Consider the following 22,552-nt stretch of genomic DNA (forward strand, 5'->3'; position numbering starts at 1 on the left):
AATGATAAGAGAAATAAAAACTAAATTAAATTCTTTTGAGATATTTACTATTTTTAGAAATGAAAAGGATAGTTTTATATTAGATAGTGCTATGGACAAAGAAAAATTAGGAAGATATTCTTTTATAAGTAGCCAGCCATTTAAAGTGTTAAGATATAAAAATACTGATGAAAATCCATTAGAAAATTTGAAAAAAGAATTAGATAAATATAAAGTTACAAATGAAACTAACTTACCATTTATAGGTGGAGCTGTAGGATATTTGTCTTATGATTTGGGAAATTATATAGAAAAATTACCTAGAACTGCTATAGATGATATTGAGATGCCTGATATGTATTTTGGATTTTATAACCATGTTATAGTAATAGACCATTTAAAGGAAAAAACTTACATAGCCACTCCAGAGATAGATATAAAAGTAGAAGAAAAAATAATAACTGATATAGAAGAAAAAATATTGAGAGAAGAGAAAAAAGGAATAGATAATATATGTTATCAAGAAAAAGATATAAAACCTATTCAACTTAAATCGAACTTTACAAAGGAAGAATTTAAAAATGCAGTTCAAAATGTTAGAGAGTACATAAGACAAGGTGACATATATCAAGCTAATTTGACACAAAGGTTCAGCGGAGAAACAGAACTTACAAGTTTTGAGTTATATAGAGATTTAAGAAGATTTAGTCCAGCACCATTTGGAGCATTTTTAAATTTTGAAGAAGCACATATATTATCAAATTCTCCAGAGAGATTTATAAGATGTATTGATAAAAGAATAGAGGCAAGACCAATAAAAGGCACTCGACCAAGAGGTAAAAATAAGGAAGAAGATTTAAAGCTTCAAGAGGAACTTAAAAATAGTGAAAAAGATAGAGCAGAGCTACTTATGATAGTGGATTTAGAAAGAAATGATATTGGTAGAATCTCTAAAACTGGAAGTGTCAAAGTTCCAGAGTTGTTTGTAATTGAACCTTATGCAAATGTAAATCATTTGGTTTCAACAGTTGTAGGGGAACTAAAAGATGATAAGAGTGCTACGGATATAATAAAAGCAACTTTTCCAGGGGGTTCTATAACAGGAGCACCTAAAATTAGAGCAATGGAAATTATAGATGAACTGGAACCAACACAGAGAAATGTATATACTGGTTCAATTGGATATATAGGTTTTAATGGTGATATGGATTTTAATATAGCAATTAGAACTATAATAAAAAAAGATAAAAAAGTATACTTTCAAGTTGGAGGAGGTATGACTTGGGATTCTGACACAGATGAAGAATACCAAGAAACACTAGATAAAGCAAAATCTATAATGAAAGCCTTGAGGGGATATTATGAAGAATAATTTAAGCTTTAATAGTAGCTTGAGTAAATTTGGAATTGGGTTATTTGAGACTATTAAAATTAAAGATGGTATAGCTATAGATTTAAATACACATATAGATAGGATGCTCAATTCAATAACATGTTTGGATTTGAATATAAATTATGAAAAGAGATTCCTAATAGATGAAATTGTTAAATACATAAATAAAGAAAATATTATTAATAAAGCACTTAGGATTACAGTTTTTGATGAAGGTTACAATATATCTATTAGAGAAATTCCATATAATAAAGAAGTATATAATAAAGGTTTTAAATTGACTATATCACCCATAATTAGAGGTGATAGCTTAATCTATAGACATAAGACTACTAATTATTTTGAAAATATATATACTAAAAATATTGCAAATAAGAATGGATATAATGATGGGATATTTATAAATTCAGATGGTGTAATTTTGGAGTGTTCTATGAGCAATATATTTTTTATAAGAGGAAGTAAAGTATATACACCCAGTAGTAAATTACCAATTTTGAATGGAACAATTAAAAAAAGGATTATAAAGATTTGTGACGAATTACATATAGAGTTGGTGGAAAATGAAATTAACATATCAGAAATTAGTAGTTTTGATTTTGTTTTTGTCACAAATAGTCTTATGGGAGCGATGAAAGTTACAGAAATTGACAAGACAGAATTTGGCAAAGAAAATGTTGTTTTTAATAAAATAATAGAGTGTTTGTAATAAATTAAAATATTAACAATTTATTGGAGATAAGAGATGGTAAGTCATACTTATAAAGTATATAGTGAAAATATTAAAAAAATAATAGACAATCCAAATACGTTAGCAGTATTTTTAGTGGGTTCTAGTAAAGATGTAGATTTTAGTTTTTATGATGTAGAAATTAATGATATTGATGTATTTGTTTTTGTAAAAGAAGGGGAAAAACAAGAGCGAGTACTGTTTGAGCAAAAGGGAATAGAATTTGATATAAATTACTTTTCAAAAGAGGGTGTAAAAAAATTATTATCAGATAGAGAGTACTTCTTTGTGAAAGAGATGAAAGATGCTAAAGTTCTATTTGATATAGAGAATATATCCAATACTATAAAAGATATGAGCAGAGATATTTACTTAAAGGGTCCTAGTAAATTGTCTTTAGAAGAGAAGTCTTTTTTGAAACAAGATATAGGAACAAAAATATCAAAGTTGAAAAATAAAGAAAAATTTGATGTTTTTGAATATCATTTTTTGACGAATTTATATTTAAAAGATATAATAATTGGGTACTTTAATATAAATGATAAATGGGTACCAAAAGATAAAAAATTGCTAAAAGTTTTGAAAAAAGAAAATAATGAGCTTTTTAACCTAGTATCAAAGGTAAGTGAAAATTATGACTATCAAAAACTTTTAGATGTTTATAATTATATTTTTAAAGAAATTGAGACAAAAAAGATTATAAAATTAATCTTCTAGTCACGAGTCAATGGGGGGAGTTTAAATGAATAAAGTAGATAAAGAAAAAATACAACATGCAGTAAGAGAAATATTAGAAGCAATTGGTGAAGACCCAGATAGAGAAGGTTTAATAGAGACTCCAAATAGAGTTGCTAGAATGTATGAAGAGATATTTTCTGGTCTTAGTGAAGAACCAAGAGACCATTTAAAAGTTCTTTTTGCAGATGAAAAGCATGAAGAGTTAGTATTAGTAAAAGACATTCCATTTTATTCATGCTGTGAGCATCATTTAGTTCCTTTTTTCGGAAAGGCACATATAGCTTATTTACCAAAAGGTGGAAGACTTACAGGACTTTCTAAGCTTGCCAGAGTAATAGATACATTAGCAAAAAGACCTCAACTACAAGAAAGAATTACTAAAAATGCAGCAGATATAATAATGGAAGAGTTACAACCTTATGGTGTTTTAGTAGTAGTGGAAGCTGAACATATGTGTATGACAATGAGAGGTGTAAAAAAACCTGGTTCAAAAACTGTTACATCAGCAGTTAGAGGTATATTTGAAAAAGATATTGCATCAAGAGCTGAGGCTATGAGCTTAATTACTATGAAGTAGTAAATTATTGTAGATAATAATGTTTGATAAGATATAAATTTTAATTTAAGGGAGTGTCATTAACTGTGTTTGATTATGGTAAAAGAACTTATATAATGGGTATATTAAATGTAACTCCAGATAGTTTTTCGGATGGAGGAGACTTTAGTAATTTAGACATAGCAATAAAACATGCAAAAGAAATGGTTGAACAAGGTGCTGATATAATTGACTTAGGTGGTGAATCTACACGTCCAGGTCATAACTATGTGGATTCAGAGGAAGAACTAAGAAGAGTAATCCCTGTGATAAAAAAACTTAAAAAAGAATTAGATATACCAATATCAATAGATACTTACAAGGCAGATGTTGCAGAAGAAGCCCTAAAATTAGGTGTCACTATGGTAAATGATGTTTGGGGACTTAGAAGAGATAAGAACATGGCTTCTGTAGTAGGAAAATATGATGCAGAAGTATGTATAATGCATAATCAAGATGGGACAAACTATGACAAAGATATAATGGAGTCAATAAAAGACTTCTTTAAAGAGAGCATAGAAATGGCAATAGACTGTGGTGTAAAAAAAGAAAAAATAGTTCTTGATCCAGGGATAGGGTTTGGGAAGACATTTGAGCAAAATATAGAAGTACTAAGAAGATTAAATGAATTGAAAGAATTAGACTATCCTATTTTACTTGGTACATCTCGAAAATCAGTAATAGGAAAAGTACTTCCAGTTGAACCTAAAAAGAGATTGGAAGGCACAATAGCTACTACTGTACTTGGAATAAGAGATGGTGTAGATATAGTTAGAGTGCATGATGTTTATGAAAATTTAATGGCAGCTAAAATGACTGATGCAATATATAGAAAGTAGGTGTAGTATTATGGATAAAATATTACTTAGTAATCTAGGATTCTATGGATATCATGGTGTACTTAAAGAAGAAAATTTTCTGGGTCAGAAATTTTTTGTCGACATGGAACTTTATGTTGATTCAAGAGAAGCAGGACTTAGTGATGATATAAATAAATCTGTAAACTATGCTGAAGTTTATAGTGTTGTTAAGGATATTACAGAAAATAAACAATTTAATCTTTTGGAGGCTTTGGCAGAGAATATTGCTGAAGAAGTCTTAAATAAATTTAACCTTGTAAATGGAGTTATGGTCAGGGTTAGAAAGCCAGAAGCTCCTGTAAATGGAATTTATGACTACTTTGGTGTTGAGATAAGGAGAACAAGAGATGAATAAGGCTTATTTGGGAATAGGGACTAATATGGGCAATAGATTTGATAATTTATCAAAAGCATGTGAACTTTTGAGAAATAGTGATTCTATATATGAAGTAAAAGAATCAAAATTATATGAAACAAAGCCATGGGGATATACAGAACAAGCAGATTTTCTAAATATGTGTGTAGAGATAGAAACAGAATTTGAACCTTATGAGTTGTTAGAATATTGTCAAGGAATAGAGGAAGAATTGCATAGAGAGAGAATAGTACATTGGGGTCCAAGAACTATCGATGTAGATATACTATTTTTTAATGATGTAGTTTCAACTGATGAAAAATTACTAATACCACATCCAAGGATTCAAGATAGAGCTTTTGTTTTGATACCACTTATGGATTTGAATGAGGAACTTTTAATAAATAAAAAATCAATAAAAGAATATTTAAACCTCCTATCTGCTAAAGAAATAGAAGAAGTAAAGGAGCTTGTAGGTTATGAGAAAAAACCTATTTAATGATAATTCAAAGATAGTGATAAATACAAATAATAAAAAAATAACTGTAAAAGAAGATAAACTTGTAATAGCTGGGCCATGTGCAATAGAAAGTTATGAGCAACTTTTAAAGACTGCTAAATTTGTAAAAAGTCATGGCGCAAATATTTTAAGAGGAGGAGCATATAAGCCAAGAACATCACCAAACTCATTTCAAGGATTAAAAAAAGAAGGTCTTGAAATATTAAAAGCAGTTAAAGAAGAGGTTGGTATAGCTGTTATTACAGAACTTATGGATATAAGGGATATGGATGAATTATATAGTGTCAGTGATATAATTCAAATTGGCTCAAGAAATATGCAAAACTTTACTCTTTTAAGTGAAATCGGAAAACAAAATAAGCCTGTTATGTTAAAAAGAGGAATCGCATCAACAATTACTGAATGGATAGGTGCAGCAGAATATATAGCAATAGAAGGAAATAGTGATATTATAATGTGTGAGAGAGGTATAAGAACCTACAATGATTATACTAGAAATACATTAGACTTAGCTGCTGTACCAATTATTCAAAAAGAAACGGGACTTCCTGTTGTAGTAGACCCAAGTCATGCTACTGGAGTTAGATATTTAGTAAAACCTATGTCAATGGCATCACTTGCATGTGGAGCAGATGGAATAATGGTAGAAGTTCATCCAGACCCAGAAAATGCTCTATCAGATGGGATTCAATCTCTCTGCTTTGATGAATTTGAAGATTTGATGAAATCAATTAGTGTTTATTAAAAAGAGGCAAGAGCCTCTTTTTTATTCGTGATAGTTTTTGATGTAAATTTATAAGTTAATAGATATATAATTTAAGAGTTAGATTATTTGACATAAATAAAAATTTAATATTGATGGAATTAACATAAAAAATAAAAATTTTTTGATTAATAAGAAGGATATCAATAAAAAAAGTCGAATTCTGTATATTGAGTGATTGACAAATTTAGAATATAGTGTAGAATAGAAATGTTAACACAAAAAATTACACCAGAAGGTGATAATATGAATGATATAAAAGACATTATCGAAGAAATAAAAGCTAGATGTGATATAGCAAGTATAATATCTGAATATATGAGTATAAAACAATCTGGAGCTAATTATAAAGGATTATGTCCATTTCATGGGGAAAAAACTCCATCTTTTTATATAAATACATCAAAACAAATTTATAAGTGTTTTGGTTGTGGTGAAGGTGGAGATGTGATAAATTTTGTCATGAAAATGGAAAATTTAGATTTTATGGATGCTGTAAAAATTTTAGCAAATAAATGCGGTATAGAAATTAATACCAACATGAATGAAGAAACTAGAATGAAAATAGAGAAATCTAAAAAGTTTCAAGATATTCATACAGAAGCTGCTAGATTTTATCTTTCAAACTTATTAGGAAGTAAAAATCTTGGGTATGAATATTTAAGGATTAGAGGATTAGATGATAAAATAATTAAAAAATTTGGTCTAGGATTTTCTTTGGATTCATGGAATTCTCTTATGAATACTCTTATTAATAAAGGGTATACAAAACAAGATTTACTGGAATGCGGTCTAATTGCAAGAAATAGAGATGGAACTAATTGCTATGATAAATTTAGAAATAGAGTTATGTTTCCTATATTTGATTATAGAGGAAATATAATTGGCTTTGGAGGAAGAGTACTAGATGATTCTTTACCAAAATACTTAAATTCTCCAGACACATTAATTTTTAATAAAAAACAAAACTTATATGGACTAAATTTTGCTAGAAAAAATTTAGATAATAAAACTATAGTCTTAGTTGAAGGATATATGGATTTAATTTCACTTTATCAGTATGGTATAAGAAATGTAGTAGCAACCCTTGGAACAGCCTTGACTGAACAACAAGGTATTTTGATAAAAAGATATGCGGATACTGCTATTATATCTTATGACTCTGATGAAGCTGGAATAAAAGCGACTTTAAGAGCTATAGATATACTTATTAAATTAGGTATTACTGTAAAAGTTTTGGATTTGAAAGATTCTAAAGACCCAGATGAATTTGTAAGAAAGTACGGACTTAGTGATTATAAAAAGGCAATGGATGTTTCTACTCACTACATAAAATATAAAATAGATCATCTTAAAAAAGAATTCAATATTCAAAAAGATGAAGAACGAGTGAAGTTTGCAAAAGAAGCTTCTAAGATTATAAAACAATTGACAAGTCCTGTAGAAATTGATTTTTATACAAAATATTTAAGCAATCAAATAGATATTAATGTCGAGTCTATAAAAAGGGAAGTATATGGTAAAAACTACAATAAACCATATAATAACAAAAACCAGAAAAAGATAGAAGAAAAAGTAATTGAAAAAGTCGAAGTTAGACAAGATGGAAAACAATTAGTTGAAGAAACTCTAATAAAAATAATGTTAGAAGACAAAAAAATTAGAGAAATAGCGTTACTTAAGGTAGAAGAAAGTGATTTTTTATTGAATGAAAGTAAAGAAATTTTAAATTACATGATTAAAAATCAAGAATTGGACAAAATAACTATTGACAAATTGAAAAGTTTAAACATATCCGAAGAATACTTAAAAGAATTAAATTCAATTTCTTTGAATAGTATAAACTTAGAGAACACAAAAGAAATAGAAGGAATAATAACAAATATCAGAAAGAACTCATTAGAAGAACAAATTAATAACTTGTTGAAAGAACAACAGGAATTAGAAAATAATAATGATATGAAAGAGGTAGATGGTAGAGTTATGGAAATTGCTTTAAAAATAGTTGAGATAAATAAAATTTTAAAAAGCTTGTAGAGAAAGGAGGTTTGAGTGTGGAAAATAAGTCGAATAAAAAAGAGTTAAAAAAAGTTACCGCTAAGACATTAATAGAAAAAGGAAAAAAGCAGGGTTCATTGACGCTTGCAGAAATAATGGAAGCTTTTTCTGAAACTGAACTTGATAAGGATCAGGTAGAAAATCTTTATGAAACTTTAGGTAATTTGGGAATAGAAATAACAGAAACAAAGAACTATAAAGCTGATATAGACTTTTCGGCTACTGATGACGATTTAAATATGAGCCACATAGATGAAGATGCAGAAGTAATTTCACATGAAGACTCTTCTGCAATAGAAATAGAAACTGTGGATTTATCATTGCCAAAAGGGATAAGTATAGACGACCCTGTTAGAATGTACTTGAAAGAAATAGGAAAAATTCCTCTACTTAAGCCACATGAAGAGGTAGAATTTGCTAGAAGAATGCATGAAGGCGATGAGATAGCAAAGCAAAGATTAGTTGAAGCGAACTTAAGACTAGTTGTAAGTATAGCAAAAAGATATGTAGGTAGAGGTATGCTTTTCTTAGACTTAATACAAGAGGGAAATTTAGGTCTTATAAAAGCTGTTGAAAAATTTGACTATACAAAGGGATATAAGTTTAGTACTTATGCAACATGGTGGATAAGACAAGCTATAACACGTGCTATAGCAGACCAAGCGAGAACTATAAGAATACCAGTGCATATGGTAGAGACTATAAATAAATTAATAAGAGTATCAAGACAATTGCTTCAAGAACTTGGAAGAGACCCAAAACCAGAAGAAATTGCAAAAGAAATGGAAATGACAGAAGATAAAGTAAGAGAGATAATGAAAATAGCTCAAGACCCTGTATCTTTAGAAACTCCAATAGGAGAAGAAGAGGATAGTCATTTAGGAGACTTTATTCCAGATGATGATGCACCAGCTCCAGCTGAGGCAGCAGCATATTCATTACTTAAAGAACAAATAGAAGATGTACTTGGCTCATTAAATGATAGAGAGCAAAAAGTATTAAAACTTAGATTTGGTCTTGAGGATGGAAGAGCTAGAACTCTTGAAGAAGTTGGAAAAGAGTTTGATGTAACTAGAGAAAGAATAAGACAAATAGAAGCAAAAGCACTAAGAAAATTAAGACATCCAAGTAGATCAAAAAAACTTAGAGATTATTTAGATTAAAAAGATACATCATTAATGTTTTTGTAATAAAGGCCATGGGATAAGTGATATCTCATGGCTATTTTGTGGTAGAGATTTTATATTATTTTTTATCTTGGTTTTAGTTTAAAATCAAGAACAAATAAAAGAATTGAAAGGAGATATATCTTTGAAACTAACAGATAGATTATTAAAAATAGCATCATTGGTGTCAGATGGTAAAAAGATAGCTGATGTAGGAACGGACCATGGATACATACCAGTTTATTTGCTAAAGGAGGAAAGAGTTCCATTTGCAGTGTTGGCAGATGTCAATAAAGGACCTCTTGACAATGCACGAAAAGAGGTCATACAGAACAATCTTTTAGAGAAAGTTGATTTACGATTGGGTTCTGGTATAGAGGTACTTGAAATAGGTGAAGTTGAAGAAGTAATAATTGCTGGTATGGGGGGTATATTGATAAGTGAACTTCTAGAAGCTAAAAAAGAAGTAGCACATAGTATAGAAAAATTGATATTACAGCCTATGCAGGCACAAGAAGAGCTTAGACGCTATCTTCTGAATAATGGTTATGAAATTTTAAAAGAGGTTTTAGTGAGAGAAGATTTTAGGATATATGAAATAATAGTTGCCAAATATACAGGTAAAAATACTATAATAGAAGATGAGATACAATTTGAAGTTGGAATAAAACTTTTAGAAAATAAAGATTCTCTTTTTTATGACTTTATAGAAAAAAAAATCAAAACATATAGTGCTATAGTTAATCAACTAGAAGGTAAAAATGGAGAAGAAATAGATAAGAAGAGAGAAAAAAGTAAAATGGCAATAAGAAAACTTGAAAATTTAATAAAATAAATAGGAGGTAAATATGTTACTGAAGAGTCTTACTAGAAAAATTGAAAAAAAATATCCTCTAAGTTTAGCTGAAGATTGGGATAATGTAGGTCTTATAGTTGGAGACTTTGATATGGATGTAAAAAAGATTCTGGTATCCTTAGAAGCCAATGAAAATGTAATCAATGAAGCTATATCTCAAAATATTGATTTAATTGTTACACATCATCCTTTTATATTTGGAAAAATTAATAAGATTAATAGCGCAGACTTAAAAGGTAGACTTATACAAAAACTCATTAAAAATGATATAGCACTTTATTCTATGCATACCAATTTTGACATAGCATTTGATGGTTTAAATGATTATTTTATGGAAATTATGGAATTTAATAATTCAAAGGTTTTAGATGTAACTGAAAGTGAGACTTTATACAAACTTGCAGTATATGTTCCATGTAATTATTCAGAAGTGTTGAGAAAGGCTCTAAGTAATTCAGGGGCAGGTTATATAGGAAACTATAGTAACTGTACATTTTCAATAGAAGGAGAAGGCCGATTTAAGCCATTAGAAGGCTCTAATCCGTTCCTTGGAAGTATAAATGATATAGAAAGTGTAAATGAGGTTAAAATTGAAACTGTAGTACCACAGAAGCATTTAGGTGGGGTGATAAGTTCTATGCTAGATGCACATCCTTATGAAGAAGTTGCTTATGATTTGTACAAGTTAGAGAATAAAGGAAAAACATTTGGACTAGGTAGAATAAGTAAACTTGATGAAAGTACAACATTAGAAAATCTTTCTAATAAAATAAAAGAAAAATTAAATATGAAGCATATAAGGGTAGTTGGAAATCTTAATACAGAGATAACAAAAATTGCTGTTGTAACAGGAGCTGGTTCTGATTTTGTGAAAAAGGCTAAGAGACAAGGAGCAGATGTTCTAATAACTGGTGATGTAAAATATCATGAGGCACAAGATGCGCTTGACATGGGAATGTGTATAGTTGATTGTGGGCATTTTGATACAGAAGATATATTTAAACATGTTATGAAGAGGTTTTTGGATGAATTTGAAGAGATTGAAGTAATAAAAAGCAATGTATATTTAAATCCATTTAGTATCATTTAATGATGCTTGATAATAAAAATACTATATAAAAAATAAATTTGATTTTGAGTAGGGGGATAAAAATGAAAGTAGCAGTAATTTTTCATAGTGTTTGTGGGAGTACATATTTATTAGCTCGAGAGTATAAAAAGGTACTTGAAGAAATGAACATAGAGGTAGATATATTTAAAGTAAGTGATGAAGTTGCAAAAACACTTCCTCAGTATTATTTGATAAATTCAAAGGAATATAAAGATGAATTTGAAAGTATAAATGTAATTAAATCTGGAAAAGAATTACTAGATTATGATGCAATATTTATGGGTTCACCAACATATTATGGAAATGTATCTGGTCAAATGAAGATGTTTATGGACAGTTTTTCTGATGTATGGGTAGGAGCACCTTTAAGTGGAAAAATATTTGGTTGTTTTGTTACAGCAGGCTCACAACGTGGAGGAGGAGAACTGGCTTTACAATCAATGAATATATTTGCTCAGCATATGGGGATGACGCTTTTATCAGTTCCATGTACAGCAAGAGGAGGTCATCCAGCATATGGAATACTTCATATAGCAGGAGATAATTCTGATATAAGACCAAGTGATGATGTTAAGTTTGGTATAAGAGATTATCTAAATAATCTTAGTATATATAAAAAATAGATATACATTTATTAAATCGAAAGTTGCTTTATAAATAGGAGGATAGCAAAATGCATTTTGAAAGGTTAAGGACATATGAAGATAAATTGTATTTAGATGCAATAAAGTTATACAACATAAGCTTCCCTTTTCATGAACAGAGAAAACCATCTTTACAAGCAGAAATTATGAATTATGAGGAATATCAATTTAACTTGATTTATGATGAAAAAGATATGGTTGGTATCCTTTTATGTTGGGAGACAGAGAGTTTTATCTATGTGGAACATTTCTGTATCAAGCCTCAGATGCGTAATAAAAAGTATGGGAAAAGAGCTTTGGAGCTGTTAAACCAGCGAGGAAAAACTGTTATTTTGGAAATAGACCCTCCTATTAATGAAATTTCCATCAGTCGAAAAGGTTTTTATGAGAGAGGTGGATATAAGGCAAATAATTTTGAACACATTCATCCTCCATACCATGAAAAATTTAAAGGGCATCAGTTAATTGTGATGTCTTATCCAGAAAAGTTGACAGAAGTTGAGTATGGTAATTTTAACCAGTATTTAAGAACGACCATAATGGGAGAATAATTTCCAGTTTGTAGGGCTAATTTATTAGTGGCAAGAAGAGCAGAGTGATACACACTTCTGCTTTTACTTGCAAGAGAGTCTTCAGCTATTTAGCTTGTATCAATACTGTAAATATCACTATATTGCCAGATTTTAGCAATTGATGTCATTCTTTAATTCTAATACATAGATGCTCACTGTTGCTAGCCTTCTATTCTTCAAACAAGCTATGTGGAACTTGTAAAGTTCGGCATAGTAAACTTATAATTAAGAGCTTCTGTTCTTCCTTACTTACTTCAGCAAATGATTTATCATGCAATAACCCGCTGAGACCTTTTAGCAAAAATGGTGTAAGCCATTTAGATTCACTTAAGTCTTTTTTATCTGCTAATTTTAATATTTCAATAATCATTATTCTAAAAGAGGGTTTCATTGACTCTAAGGTTAAATCATGAATAGATGATAAAACAGACCAATGAATAGCTCCATCTGATAACTTTGAAAATTCATCCATTCCACTGTCATAGCATGCTATAAGTTGTTTTAATTTCATTCTTGGGGAAATCGTGTCGGATTTGTGGCTCATTAACTTAGACGTTCGTTCACCTTGCATTTTCATAAAGAGTTTTAAAGCTTCATCAAATAATTCTTGTTTGGAAGAAAAGTAATGATAAAACATTCCAACTTCTCCACCAACCTCATTTAATATCATACGAATAGAGGTGCTTTCATACCCGTTTTTTAGAAACAACTGTAAAGCACATTTAAGTATTTCTTCTCTTTTACCACCTTCTAAAATAGGTTTTCGTGCCATTTATTCAATCCTCCTTTAAACAGAATATTATTCTGCTTAAAGGATATCACAATGTATAAATAGCGTCAACAATGAAAAGAATAATGTTTTTATAATTATTATTTTTAGACAAGTAATATGTTCTATTTTATTCAGCAATATTGTATGTGCATGAGTATATAAAAGAAACATTGAGCAACAAAATATAAAGCTAAGTACAAAAAGGCAAAAAAGAGGGCTAAAGCCCTCAGTTTCCTATATTTTAATCTTTAATCTTTAAATCTCTAAAATCAACATTAGTAAATCCTGTCAGTGAAATATCAATTTGATTTTTTCTTGTACCATTTTTATACTCAAATCCGTTAGGTGTTCTAGAAAAATAATCTGGGTAATTAATTAGACCATATTTAAGAAATTCTTTATCTGTTGCGAATAGAGAAATAGTGCTATTTTTGTATTGATTTTTTGAAGTAAATTCAATACTTGAATCTTTGGCAGTAACATTTATTGTATCATTACAATTTTCGGGTAAATCATAACTAAAGCTACCATCAATCACATTTACATCCATACTGCATTTTATATTTGGCATATGGAGTTGAACATAACTAGAATTGCCCATTTTAGCTGTTTTCCCTGATATAGATACAACCCATTTTCCGTTTTGTTCTGTAATTTTAATATTGTAGTATTGCTTGTTGTAATTTGCTATTATTTTGTTGGATGAGGCTGGTAGTATTTCTACTCCTCCATTGTAGACGTCTAAAGAAACCTTCAGGTTTTGTACATTGTGAGGTAAGCTATCACTGCTTTTTTGTGAGTCTGCACCTGCATTGGGATTAGTAGAGGTATTGAAATTTTCTCTATTGCTGATATAACTATCACCATGTATTTGTGATGATGTATGGATTTCTAAAGCTGTTGCTCCTGTTGATAACATAGTTATTATCAAAAATGTAATAATGAGTAAAAACTTTGGTTTTTTCTTGAATTTCATAATTATTTTCAACCTTTCTTTAAATAATTACTTACTTTTTTTGAGAATTTTAGTGGCAAAAAAATTCTACAATTGACTTTAGTATTTAACATATGTATGACTGTATTATTTTTCAGTTTTTATATAAGTGTAGAAAAAATTTATGTCAGCCTGGATACAAGTAACTTTATTTTATATTTACATAAGTATTGAGGAAGTTCTTTAAAGTGTTTTGGGAATTTTCAATTAATAAATATAATGAGAAATAAATATACCTAAAGTGGCCATACATATAGCCACTTTGTTATATGGTATAGATTATTATAAACGAGAAGCTTTACCAGAAATATGGTCTATTTCTATTTTAACTACAGTTGTCAAATTTATATCTTTTTCTATGTATTTCATACCTTCTTCAATAAAGCCCTTAGAATATTTTTTTATTATTTCTACAAGAGCATTTTTCTTTTCCTCGTTGTCTACTGTTGAAGCTTTTCCAAACACTACAGCACTAGCATATGTAGTACTAAATTTATCTGGAAGAACACTTTCATTAGTCACTACTAAGAAAGAAACCTTGTTATTTGCTGAGATATTATCTAATTTATGTCCATTTCTTGCGCAATGAAAATATATAGAATCATTAAAGTATACATAATTTACAGCAACTCCATAAGGGTAGCCATTTTCACTTATAGTAGAAAAAGTACCAAATTCACCATTTTTTAATACTTCTATAGTATCTTCTTTTGTCATTTCTCTCTTTTTTAATCTCATTTCTCTAAACATAATATCATCCTTCCTAATTTAATATTTAAATAAAAGTTTAAAGCATTTATAAAAATTATTCTACACTTTTTGTAAATTTTAAACAAAATAAAAAATACAGTTGACAATTATAAAAATTTAGAATATTATAATAGCAACAGCAAATTAAAAATCCTATGACAAGGAAGAGTAATTATGTTTAGCTTCAACATAGAGAGCTGAGGATGGTGGAATCTTAGCAAGAAGGAATATAGTGAATGGACCTTAGAGGAATAAATTGAAATCATATTTTATGAGAGTAGACTTTATCGTCAGTCGCACGTTACAGCGAATATGGTATGTAAGTACCTGATAATGAGATGTATAAGAATTAAGTTTTAAGCTTATTTTTTATATAATTTAGGTGGCAACGCGGATAATCTCCGTCCTATTGATTTAGGACGGAGTTTTTTATTTTGCAAAAACTATTAATAAAGAAAATATATAATTTAAAATAAAAGGTGGTGAAAGAGATGTTATGAACTTCTAAAGCTAAAGAGAATGATATGGAAAATTGGCGCGAAAATGAAATAAACATTAAACAAATTAGGGGGAAATATTACAATGAAAACAAATACAAAAAAATTAACTTTAAATGCGATACTTTTAGCTATGGGATTATTAATACATCAACTTACACCTGCTATAGGACTTCCAATGCAACCAGATATATCACTAGCAATGATGTTTATAATAATGATATTAAATAAGGATGATTATAAGATTTGTTTGGTAGCAGGAATTGTAACAGGAATCTTTGCAGCACTAACAACTAAATTTCCAGGTGGTCAGATTCCAAATATACTTGACAAAACTATTACAATAAATATAATGTTCATGATAATGTATATAATTTATAAATTACCATTTATGAAAAGATTAAGTAGTAAAAAACAAGATTTAATAGCAGCAACAATAATATTCCCAGTAGGAACAATTATAAGTGGAACTCTATTTTTACTAATTGCTCAAGCTATAGTAGGTCTTCCTGGAGGTTCATTCACAGCATTATTTATGGTAGCAGTGGCACCAGCAATATTGATAAACTTAATAGCTGGTATGCTATTATTTAAAGTTGTAAGTATGTCTATAAGAAGAGTAAGTTATCAAGGATAAGGTTATATTTTATAAGCATATGATAAAAATAAATAATAAATTAATAAAGAGGTATTAAGTTAAATGTAATCTTAATACCTCTTTTTAAATTAAATTATAACAATATCAAAGACCTATTTTATATGTGGTAAGGAGATAGTAGTGAGTGTATCTTTAGAGTCTCAACCAGACAACAAAACTTATCTAATAAGCAAACAATTAAGGCTTCCTTGTATCTAGGAGGTCTAACAGTAAGTGGCCACATATGTTTTAAAATAATATCTGTTTCTTTTTCATTTATTTGAAAGAATAAATTTGCGTTTTTTAGTGCTTCTTTAGGATGAGTAAAACCATGTAATCCTTTTCTATCACCTTTATAATGCCAGTCATAAAGGAAAAAATCATGCAGTAAAGCCCCTCTAATAACGCTTTGAATCTCAACATTTAAATGCAATTTTTTACATAATAGATAACTATAATATGCTACTGATAAACTGTGTTCAAGACATGAAACATTGCCATGATGAGGAAATGTTCTCATAAGTTGTACTTTTTCAGATGAAAGTATCTCAGAAGCACAATCATTAAAGTATTTAATTTCAGTTTTTGACAACATTATGCAAATCTCCATTCCTAGTAATATATAAATACTATATTTCAATGATAATATGAAATATTTCTTATCTTACAAAATATAATACCCAATAATACAAGTAAGATACCTTTTATGGTATTTAAAGTAAAAGAGATTTTATAACACTAACAAGTGAAAAAATTAAAAAAACAGCTATAAGAATGTATAATATCTTTCCAATAGGATTTCCAAAATTTATAGTCCATCCTATACCAAATCTTTTATCAACCATAAGTGATGGGTCATTTGGATTATTATATATAATACCTGCCATCCAGTATTTTTCATCATTATCTGGAGTATAGGAAGAATTAGATTTTAAATTTGGAGAATTAATATACGTTACTATTAAATAAATTATAACTAAAAGCATCATTATACTTGTAATAGTCAATAAATTTGCATTTGTTTTTACTGATGAAAAAATCATAAAAAATTGTACCATCATCATAGTCATCAATATAAAAAACAAATAACCAATTTTATTTAGGTATTTAATGTTTTTATTTTTACTCTCTTTAATTTTATTTGTATCTATCTTAATTCTTGATTTTATAGCTCCAATAGAAGTTATATATAATAAAGCCATTATACAAAACTCAAGGCCTACTAATTTAAACACTCCAAGATAGGATTTTTCTATAAATCTGTCAGGTTGTCCTGTTATAGTAGAATGAGTAGTAATTAAATCTGGTAGTTGATTATAGTTAAGTAGTATAAAAACACTTATTCCAAAAGTAAGTAATATTAGTACTAAATATAATATCTTAAATTTTTTTATTATTTTATTTTTTTCATTTATAAAATCCATATCTATTACCAATTTTGAATCTGTATTTTTCTTACTTGAATTAGAGCAAATTTTGGATTTAGTCACTTTAACTTTTTTATGAATATAAATATATAATATACCTTCATATAGTATAAATCCTATAATACTAATAGCATAAGAAAATTCTACTTTATTAAACATAAAAATCAGAGCTGAAAGCAAAATAAAAATTAAAATAAATCCTAAAGATAAAAGTTTTTTGAATTTTTTATCAAGGACTATAAACTCAGGATAATTTCTATGTTCTTGATTTATTGAAACACCATAAATCTGATTTTTGCCAACAAGGTATGGCATAAAATAAAAAGCAGCATACATCAAAATTAAGGTTGAAAATATTGTAAAACATTCAATCTTATTCATAGTATTTCACCTCATACTTATCAAATAAATTTTTACTTAACGTCAGAAATTCTTCTTTATTGATACCTGATAAATAGGATTTTGCCACTAAAAGTTCTAAATCAAGTCTATTTTTTTTGCGAGTTGAGTTTTCTGTTTCCATTGGAAGTTGAGCAACAATTGCACCTTTTCTTCTATCAATATTTAAGAATCCTTCTTCCTTTAATTCATTATAAGATTTATTTACAGTATGTAGATTTACACCAATATTTTCAGCCATACTTCTTACAGATGGAAGTGATTCATTTATTTTCAATTCTCCTGAAGCTATAGCTTTAGTTATCTCTTCTTTAATTTGTACATAAATAGACTTATCGCTATTAAAATCTAAATTTAAAATCATAAAAAACCTCCATAATATCGTTATAAGTAAAAATACTTGTTATATATATAGTATAACATAAAAAGCGTTATCAAGTACAAAATATAAATTTATATTCTACAAGATGATTTATATTACTTGTAAAAATTGTAATTTAAAAATAACATAATTTTTATCAAAATAATACAGATACTATCTATAAATAGAAATCAGAAAGGAGAAAAAATATGTTAACATATTTAATTAAAAGACAAATGAATAAAAAAGATGATGGAATGAGTAAGCCAATGATGTTTGCAGGAGCCGTGATTACAGGAGTGGGTGCATATGCAACATATAGGATGATAAAAAACATTAAGTCTAAATCTCAAATGTCTCAAATGATTGATACAGAGTATTATGGAAATAATCAATACAATGACTATAAATATGATGAATTTGGTTATGAATGTGATTGTAGTGATAAAAAACAAGATTACGAATATGAAGAATTAAAAAAAAAAGTAAGAGAGTTTAATTCAAGAAGAATAAATTGTGAAAATTGTCCACATGTTTCTCAAGAAGAAATGATGCATTATGTAAATAGTGTTAAAAATGATAAAAAAGATATTGATTTACATGAAGATGACAAAAAAAATAATATTTATAAAGAAGAAGAATATAAAAAATATGAGGAAGAATAAAGTAAGCTTTAAATAGTGAAACAGATGAGAATGCTAGTTTATATAAAATTAAATATCTAAAATGTGAGTTGTAGCTTAACTTGAGAAAAATCTATATTATTTCTAAAATAGTTAAGTGTCAACTTGCATTTTTATTTTTATGTTTTTTATTAATTGTTTGTGACCATTTTGTAATTCTAAATATATTTTAGTATCTAAAACAATTGTGTATAATAAAAGTGGTATATGTAAATAGTTTTAAATTAAAATGTGAAGAAGGGAACTAGTTATGTTAAAGTTATTGATAGTTGAGGATGACAGCACTATCTCTTTTGGAATAAAGTATGCATTGGAGCAAGAGGGATTTAGTGTAGATATATCAAAGGATTTATCAAGTGGGAGAGAAATGATATCTTCTAATGAATATAGTATGGTACTGATGGACGTAATGTTACCAGATGGAACAGGATATGAATTTTGTGAGTATATAAGAAAGTTTTCTCAGATTCCTATAATATTTTTAACTGCTTGTGATGAAGAAGTAAACATTGTCATGGGTCTTGATATAGGTGGGGATGATTATATAACAAAGCCTTTTAGAATTAGAGAATTAATATCGAGGATAAAAGCTGTTTTAAGAAGAAAAGGTGATGCTATAGAAGAAAATAAGAAGATACTCAAATTTAGAGATTTAAATATATATACATTAGAAGCTAGAGTATATAAAAATGACAAAGAAATATTTCTGACATCTGTTGAATATAAGCTTCTTTTAATTCTTATACAGAATAAAAATACAGTTTTGAGTAGAACTCAAATATTAGAAAAGCTTTGGGATGTAACTTATGATTTTGTTAGCGATAATACTTTAACTGTTTATATAAAAAGACTTAGAGAAAAAATAGGAGATGATCTATGTAAACCAATTTACATAGAAACTGTAAGAGGACTAGGTTATAAATGGATAGGAAGTGAAAATAATGTTTCTATATAATCCTGAAGTAAAGAACTTTTTTAGTAAATATATTATTTTGATGCTGATGGTAATTTTTCTATCAACTGGATTTAGCTTAATCAATATAAATACAACTAAAAATATGATTGTAAAAAATAATCAAGCTATAATAGGCACTTTAGTTAACAAATATCCAAAACTAGAAAGTGATATAGTAGATATAATAACTCAAGGAAAGTCTATGGAAAATGTAGAATTTGGCGAGAAAATATTAAGTAAGTATAACTATGATAAAACTATTAAAGTAAATTCTGAGCCTCTTACTTCTAAATTACTTTCAAATACTATAAAAATAAATATAATCTTAGTTTGTATAATTTTTGTGTTGATATTTATGTTGATGATTAAATACTTTAAAGCTATGTATAATGATTTATCAGATATGACTAAGTATGTTTACTATAGTTCAGAGGGAAAAGAATTTGATATGAAAAATAGAAATCAAGAAGGGCAGATAGGTCTTCTAAAAACAGAGTTATTGAAGATGACAACAATTCTTAATGAAAAAGTTGAACTTTTAAAATCAGAAAAAATATTTTTAAATAATACAATTTCAGATATATCACATCAGTTGAAAACTCCTATGACTTCCTTAATTATACTAAGCGATTTATTATATAATGATGTACCATATGAAGTAAAAATAGACTTTTTAGACAAGATAAAAAATCAACTAAACCGTATGGACTGGTTGATTAAAAGTATGCTTAAATTATCAAAAGTAGAAGCTAAAGTTATAAAGTTTAAGAGAGAAAAAATAAAGTTTAGTGAACTTATACATAAAGCAATGCAACCAATGAAAATACCTATGGAGATTAAAAATCAAAAGTTAAACATAGAAGGAAATGGTGATGTATCTTATGTTGGTGATATTGATTGGTCAGTGGAGGCTTTAGTAAATATAATAAAAAACTGTATAGAGCATACTCCAGAGTTTGGAAATATAAGTATAATTTACAAAGAAAATCCACTATTTTCAGAACTAATAATAGAAGATGATGGCGAAGGAATAGATAAGAAAGATATACCACATATTTTTAAACGTTTCTATAGAGGTAAAAGTAGTGCAAAAGAGGATAGTGTAGGTATAGGACTTGCAATGGCAAAATCCATAATAGAAAGCCAAAATGGGGATATTTATGTAAATAGTGAAAAAGGTAAAGGAACAGAATTTCATATAGCATTTCATAAGATATACGATGAGAATAGTGACTAATCTGTAATATTTAATTCACTTTATAGTAATAGCTTGAGTCTAATATATGAAGTATAGAATATAAATATTGGAGGTAGTTATGGAGATTTTAAGAGTGGAAAATCTAACTAAAAGTTATGGTAAAAATGAAACAAAAGTCGATGCAATAAAAAATGTAAGTTTGTCTATCAAAAAAGGTGAGTTTATAGCAATAACAGGTCCAAGTGGAAGCGGAAAGAGTACGTTATTACACTTATTGGGAGGTGTTGATAGACCGACTAGTGGTAATGTTTATATAAATGATGTAGATATATATAATCTAAAAACTAAGGATTTAGCAATCTTTAGAAGAAGAAATATAGGTCTTATATATCAATTCTATAATTTAATTCCTGTGTTAAATGTCAAAGAAAATATATTACTTCCAGCAGAGCTTGATAATAGAAAGATTGATAAAGAATACTTGAATGATTTAATGAAAACATTGGGTCTAAGCGATAGAGAAAATCATCTTCCTAATCAATTATCAGGAGGTCAACAACAAAGAACATCTATAGGACGTGCCTTAATTAATAGACCATCTATAGTATTAGCAGATGAACCAACAGGTAATTTAGATAGCAAAAACTCAAAAGAAATACTAGAACTATTAAAAGTATCCGTAAAAAAATACAATCAGACATTAATAATGATAACTCATGACAAAAACATAGCACTTCAGGCTGATAGGATTATAGGCATAGAAGACGGAATTATAAAAAGTGATGAGGTGATGTAAATGAATCTATATACATCTCTAACTGTTAGATATCTAAAACAAAATAAAAGACGAACTATTGTAACTATAATTGGAATAATACTTTCAACTGCATTAATTTGTGGTATAGGTAACATATTTGAAAGTTTTATGGATTATCAAATAAGAGAGACCATAAAAAATGATGGAAGTTATCATGCTAAATTCTACAATGTAAACAAAAAAAATATAGACTATGTAACAAAATCAGCTGAGATAAAAAGTTATGCACTTACTAATCAACTTGGATACTCTAGAATAGAAGATACTGTAAATGGTATATTAAGCGTTAAGCAATATGATAAAAATGCTATGGAAGGATATAGAGTTTCTATAAAGGAAGGTCGATTCCCAGCTAAAGATGGAGAAATTATTTTAAGTGAAAACATAGTTAATCTTATGGAGAAAAAGCTAAAAGTAGGAGATAAGATAAGCTTAAAAGTAGGCGACATGTTTGATAGCAATAATAAAAAAATTGATGATATGAGTGTATTTCATGAAGGAGATTATATTGCAAATGAAAAAGAAAAGACATTCAAAATTGTAGGTATAATCAAAAGACCAGGATTTGAACTCATTGACCAAGTTGCTACTGGTTTAACTTACTTTAATCCTATAGATAATAACAAAGATACAGTTAATATATCAATAACAGCAAAAAATCCTAAAGATATATATAAAATAACAAGAAAAATAAGTAATAATGTATATACAAATAAAGATAG

26 protein-coding genes and 1 other annotated feature are annotated in these 22,552 nt (G+C 28.0%); of the genes, 20 read left to right on the plus strand and 6 right to left on the minus strand.

Going from position 1 to position 22,552, the window contains the following annotated elements; genetic code table 11:
• The first annotated feature begins 1 nt into the window (after position 1).
• The 14 genes from pabB to KGF50_RS07995 all read left to right on the plus strand — a co-directional run bounded on the left by pabB (position 2) and on the right by KGF50_RS07995 (position 12,319).
• The gene (gene pabB, locus KGF50_RS07930) at positions 2–1,351 is read left to right on the plus strand and encodes an aminodeoxychorismate synthase component I (RefSeq protein ID WP_227847565.1); all 1,350 of its coding nucleotides are present in this window, start codon (positions 2–4) and stop codon (positions 1,349–1,351) included.
• Positions 1,341–2,081 carry an aminotransferase class IV gene (locus KGF50_RS07935; protein ID WP_227847566.1) on the plus strand — a complete coding sequence of 247 codons (741 nt, stop codon included), beginning with the start codon at positions 1,341–1,343 and terminating at the stop codon, positions 2,079–2,081. Before pabB ends, KGF50_RS07935 begins: the two co-directional genes overlap by 11 nt.
• A gap of 36 nt (positions 2,082–2,117) precedes the next feature.
• A complete protein-coding gene (locus KGF50_RS07940) occupies positions 2,118–2,819 on the plus strand; it encodes a hypothetical protein (protein ID WP_227847567.1) in 702 nt (233 codons plus the stop codon).
• Between the two features lie 25 nt (positions 2,820–2,844).
• Complete coding sequence (folE, locus tag KGF50_RS07945; protein ID WP_003429416.1) at positions 2,845–3,417, plus strand: GTP cyclohydrolase I FolE; 573 nt, start codon at positions 2,845–2,847, stop codon at positions 3,415–3,417.
• 65 nt (positions 3,418–3,482) lie between these two features.
• Positions 3,483–4,274, plus strand: a complete 792-nt coding sequence (gene folP / locus KGF50_RS07950; protein ID WP_227847568.1) for a dihydropteroate synthase — start codon at positions 3,483–3,485, stop codon at positions 4,272–4,274.
• A 10-nt stretch (positions 4,275–4,284) separates the two neighbouring features.
• Complete coding sequence (gene folB, locus KGF50_RS07955) at positions 4,285–4,650, plus strand: dihydroneopterin aldolase (RefSeq protein WP_227432804.1); 366 nt, start codon at positions 4,285–4,287, stop codon at positions 4,648–4,650.
• Positions 4,643–5,149 carry a 2-amino-4-hydroxy-6-hydroxymethyldihydropteridine diphosphokinase gene (gene folK, locus KGF50_RS07960; protein ID WP_227847569.1) on the plus strand — a complete coding sequence of 169 codons (507 nt, stop codon included), beginning with the start codon at positions 4,643–4,645 and terminating at the stop codon, positions 5,147–5,149. Before folB ends, folK begins: the two co-directional genes overlap by 8 nt.
• Positions 5,130–5,915, plus strand: a complete 786-nt coding sequence (aroF, locus tag KGF50_RS07965) for a 3-deoxy-7-phosphoheptulonate synthase (protein WP_227847570.1) — start codon at positions 5,130–5,132, stop codon at positions 5,913–5,915. Before folK ends, aroF begins: the two co-directional genes overlap by 20 nt.
• Before the next feature lie 228 nt (positions 5,916–6,143).
• On the plus strand, positions 6,144–7,970 hold the full coding sequence (gene dnaG, locus KGF50_RS07970; RefSeq protein ID WP_413926808.1) for a DNA primase: 1,827 nt from the start codon (positions 6,144–6,146) through the stop codon (positions 7,968–7,970).
• 17 nt (positions 7,971–7,987) lie between these two features.
• Positions 7,988–9,154, plus strand: coding sequence for an RNA polymerase sigma factor RpoD (gene rpoD / locus KGF50_RS07975; RefSeq protein ID WP_227432810.1), 1,167 nt, complete (start codon positions 7,988–7,990; stop codon positions 9,152–9,154).
• 148 nt (positions 9,155–9,302) lie between these two features.
• Positions 9,303–9,992, plus strand: a complete 690-nt coding sequence (locus KGF50_RS07980; RefSeq protein ID WP_227847571.1) for a class I SAM-dependent methyltransferase — start codon at positions 9,303–9,305, stop codon at positions 9,990–9,992.
• Between the two features lie 13 nt (positions 9,993–10,005).
• Positions 10,006–11,103, plus strand: coding sequence for a Nif3-like dinuclear metal center hexameric protein (locus KGF50_RS07985; protein ID WP_227847572.1), 1,098 nt, complete (start codon positions 10,006–10,008; stop codon positions 11,101–11,103).
• 62 nt (positions 11,104–11,165) lie between these two features.
• Positions 11,166–11,747 (plus strand): NAD(P)H-dependent oxidoreductase, encoded by a 582-nt coding sequence (locus KGF50_RS07990; protein WP_227847573.1) that lies wholly within the window; start codon positions 11,166–11,168, stop codon positions 11,745–11,747.
• Positions 11,748–11,797: 50 nt separating this feature from the next.
• Positions 11,798–12,319 carry a GNAT family N-acetyltransferase gene (locus KGF50_RS07995; RefSeq protein ID WP_227847574.1) on the plus strand — a complete coding sequence of 174 codons (522 nt, stop codon included), beginning with the start codon at positions 11,798–11,800 and terminating at the stop codon, positions 12,317–12,319.
• 190 nt (positions 12,320–12,509) lie between these two features.
• Here the strand turns inward: KGF50_RS07995 and KGF50_RS08000 are convergent, their stop codons facing one another.
• The 3 genes from KGF50_RS08000 to KGF50_RS08010 form a co-directional block, all read right to left on the minus strand.
• Positions 12,510–13,112, minus strand: a complete 603-nt coding sequence (locus tag KGF50_RS08000) for a TetR/AcrR family transcriptional regulator (RefSeq protein ID WP_227847575.1) — start codon at positions 13,110–13,112, stop codon at positions 12,510–12,512.
• 241 nt (positions 13,113–13,353) lie between these two features.
• Entirely contained in the window at positions 13,354–14,088 is a 735-nt protein-coding gene (locus tag KGF50_RS08005) for a hypothetical protein (RefSeq protein WP_227847576.1), read from the minus strand.
• Between the two features lie 300 nt (positions 14,089–14,388).
• On the minus strand, positions 14,389–14,856 hold the full coding sequence (locus KGF50_RS08010) for a pyridoxamine 5'-phosphate oxidase family protein (RefSeq protein ID WP_227847577.1): 468 nt from the start codon (positions 14,854–14,856) through the stop codon (positions 14,389–14,391).
• Positions 14,857–15,002: 146 nt separating this feature from the next.
• Positions 15,003–15,268, plus strand: a binding site (T-box leader).
• A gap of 170 nt (positions 15,269–15,438) precedes the next feature.
• Here KGF50_RS08010 and KGF50_RS08015 point away from each other — a divergent pair.
• On the plus strand, positions 15,439–15,990 hold the full coding sequence (locus tag KGF50_RS08015) for a tryptophan transporter (RefSeq protein WP_227847578.1): 552 nt from the start codon (positions 15,439–15,441) through the stop codon (positions 15,988–15,990).
• A gap of 118 nt (positions 15,991–16,108) precedes the next feature.
• Here KGF50_RS08015 and KGF50_RS08020 read toward each other — a convergent pair whose 3' ends face one another.
• From KGF50_RS08020 to KGF50_RS08030, 3 genes are all read right to left on the minus strand, one after another.
• Positions 16,109–16,585 carry an HD domain-containing protein gene (locus KGF50_RS08020; protein ID WP_227847579.1) on the minus strand — a complete coding sequence of 159 codons (477 nt, stop codon included), beginning with the start codon at positions 16,583–16,585 and terminating at the stop codon, positions 16,109–16,111.
• Between the two features lie 118 nt (positions 16,586–16,703).
• Positions 16,704–17,798, minus strand: a complete 1,095-nt coding sequence (locus KGF50_RS08025) for a DUF5808 domain-containing protein (RefSeq protein WP_227847580.1) — start codon at positions 17,796–17,798, stop codon at positions 16,704–16,706.
• Positions 17,791–18,180: a GntR family transcriptional regulator gene (locus KGF50_RS08030; RefSeq protein ID WP_227847581.1), complete on the minus strand. Its 390-nt coding sequence runs from the start codon at positions 18,178–18,180 to the stop codon at positions 17,791–17,793. Before KGF50_RS08030 ends, KGF50_RS08025 begins: the two co-directional genes overlap by 8 nt.
• A 206-nt stretch (positions 18,181–18,386) precedes the next feature.
• On the opposite strand from KGF50_RS08030, the gene KGF50_RS08035 reads away from it, so the two are divergent.
• The 5 genes from KGF50_RS08035 to KGF50_RS08055 all read left to right on the plus strand — a co-directional run.
• A complete protein-coding gene (locus KGF50_RS08035) occupies positions 18,387–18,842 on the plus strand; it encodes a hypothetical protein (RefSeq protein WP_227432827.1) in 456 nt (151 codons plus the stop codon).
• A 268-nt stretch (positions 18,843–19,110) separates the two neighbouring features.
• Positions 19,111–19,815: a response regulator transcription factor gene (locus KGF50_RS08040; protein ID WP_227847582.1), complete on the plus strand. Its 705-nt coding sequence runs from the start codon at positions 19,111–19,113 to the stop codon at positions 19,813–19,815.
• Positions 19,802–21,052: a sensor histidine kinase gene (locus KGF50_RS08045; protein ID WP_227847583.1), complete on the plus strand. Its 1,251-nt coding sequence runs from the start codon at positions 19,802–19,804 to the stop codon at positions 21,050–21,052. The genes KGF50_RS08040 and KGF50_RS08045 overlap by 14 nt, the downstream gene beginning before the upstream one ends.
• 79 nt (positions 21,053–21,131) lie before the next feature.
• Positions 21,132–21,809: an ABC transporter ATP-binding protein gene (locus KGF50_RS08050; RefSeq protein WP_227847584.1), complete on the plus strand. Its 678-nt coding sequence runs from the start codon at positions 21,132–21,134 to the stop codon at positions 21,807–21,809.
• On the plus strand, positions 21,810–22,552 hold a 743-nt coding region (locus tag KGF50_RS08055; RefSeq protein WP_227847585.1), incomplete at its 3' end, for an ABC transporter permease.

This window comes from Clostridioides sp. ZZV15-6598 (genome assembly GCF_020657705.1).
In the GTDB taxonomy this organism is placed as follows: Bacteria; Bacillota; Clostridia; order Peptostreptococcales; family Peptostreptococcaceae; genus Clostridioides; species Clostridioides difficile_F.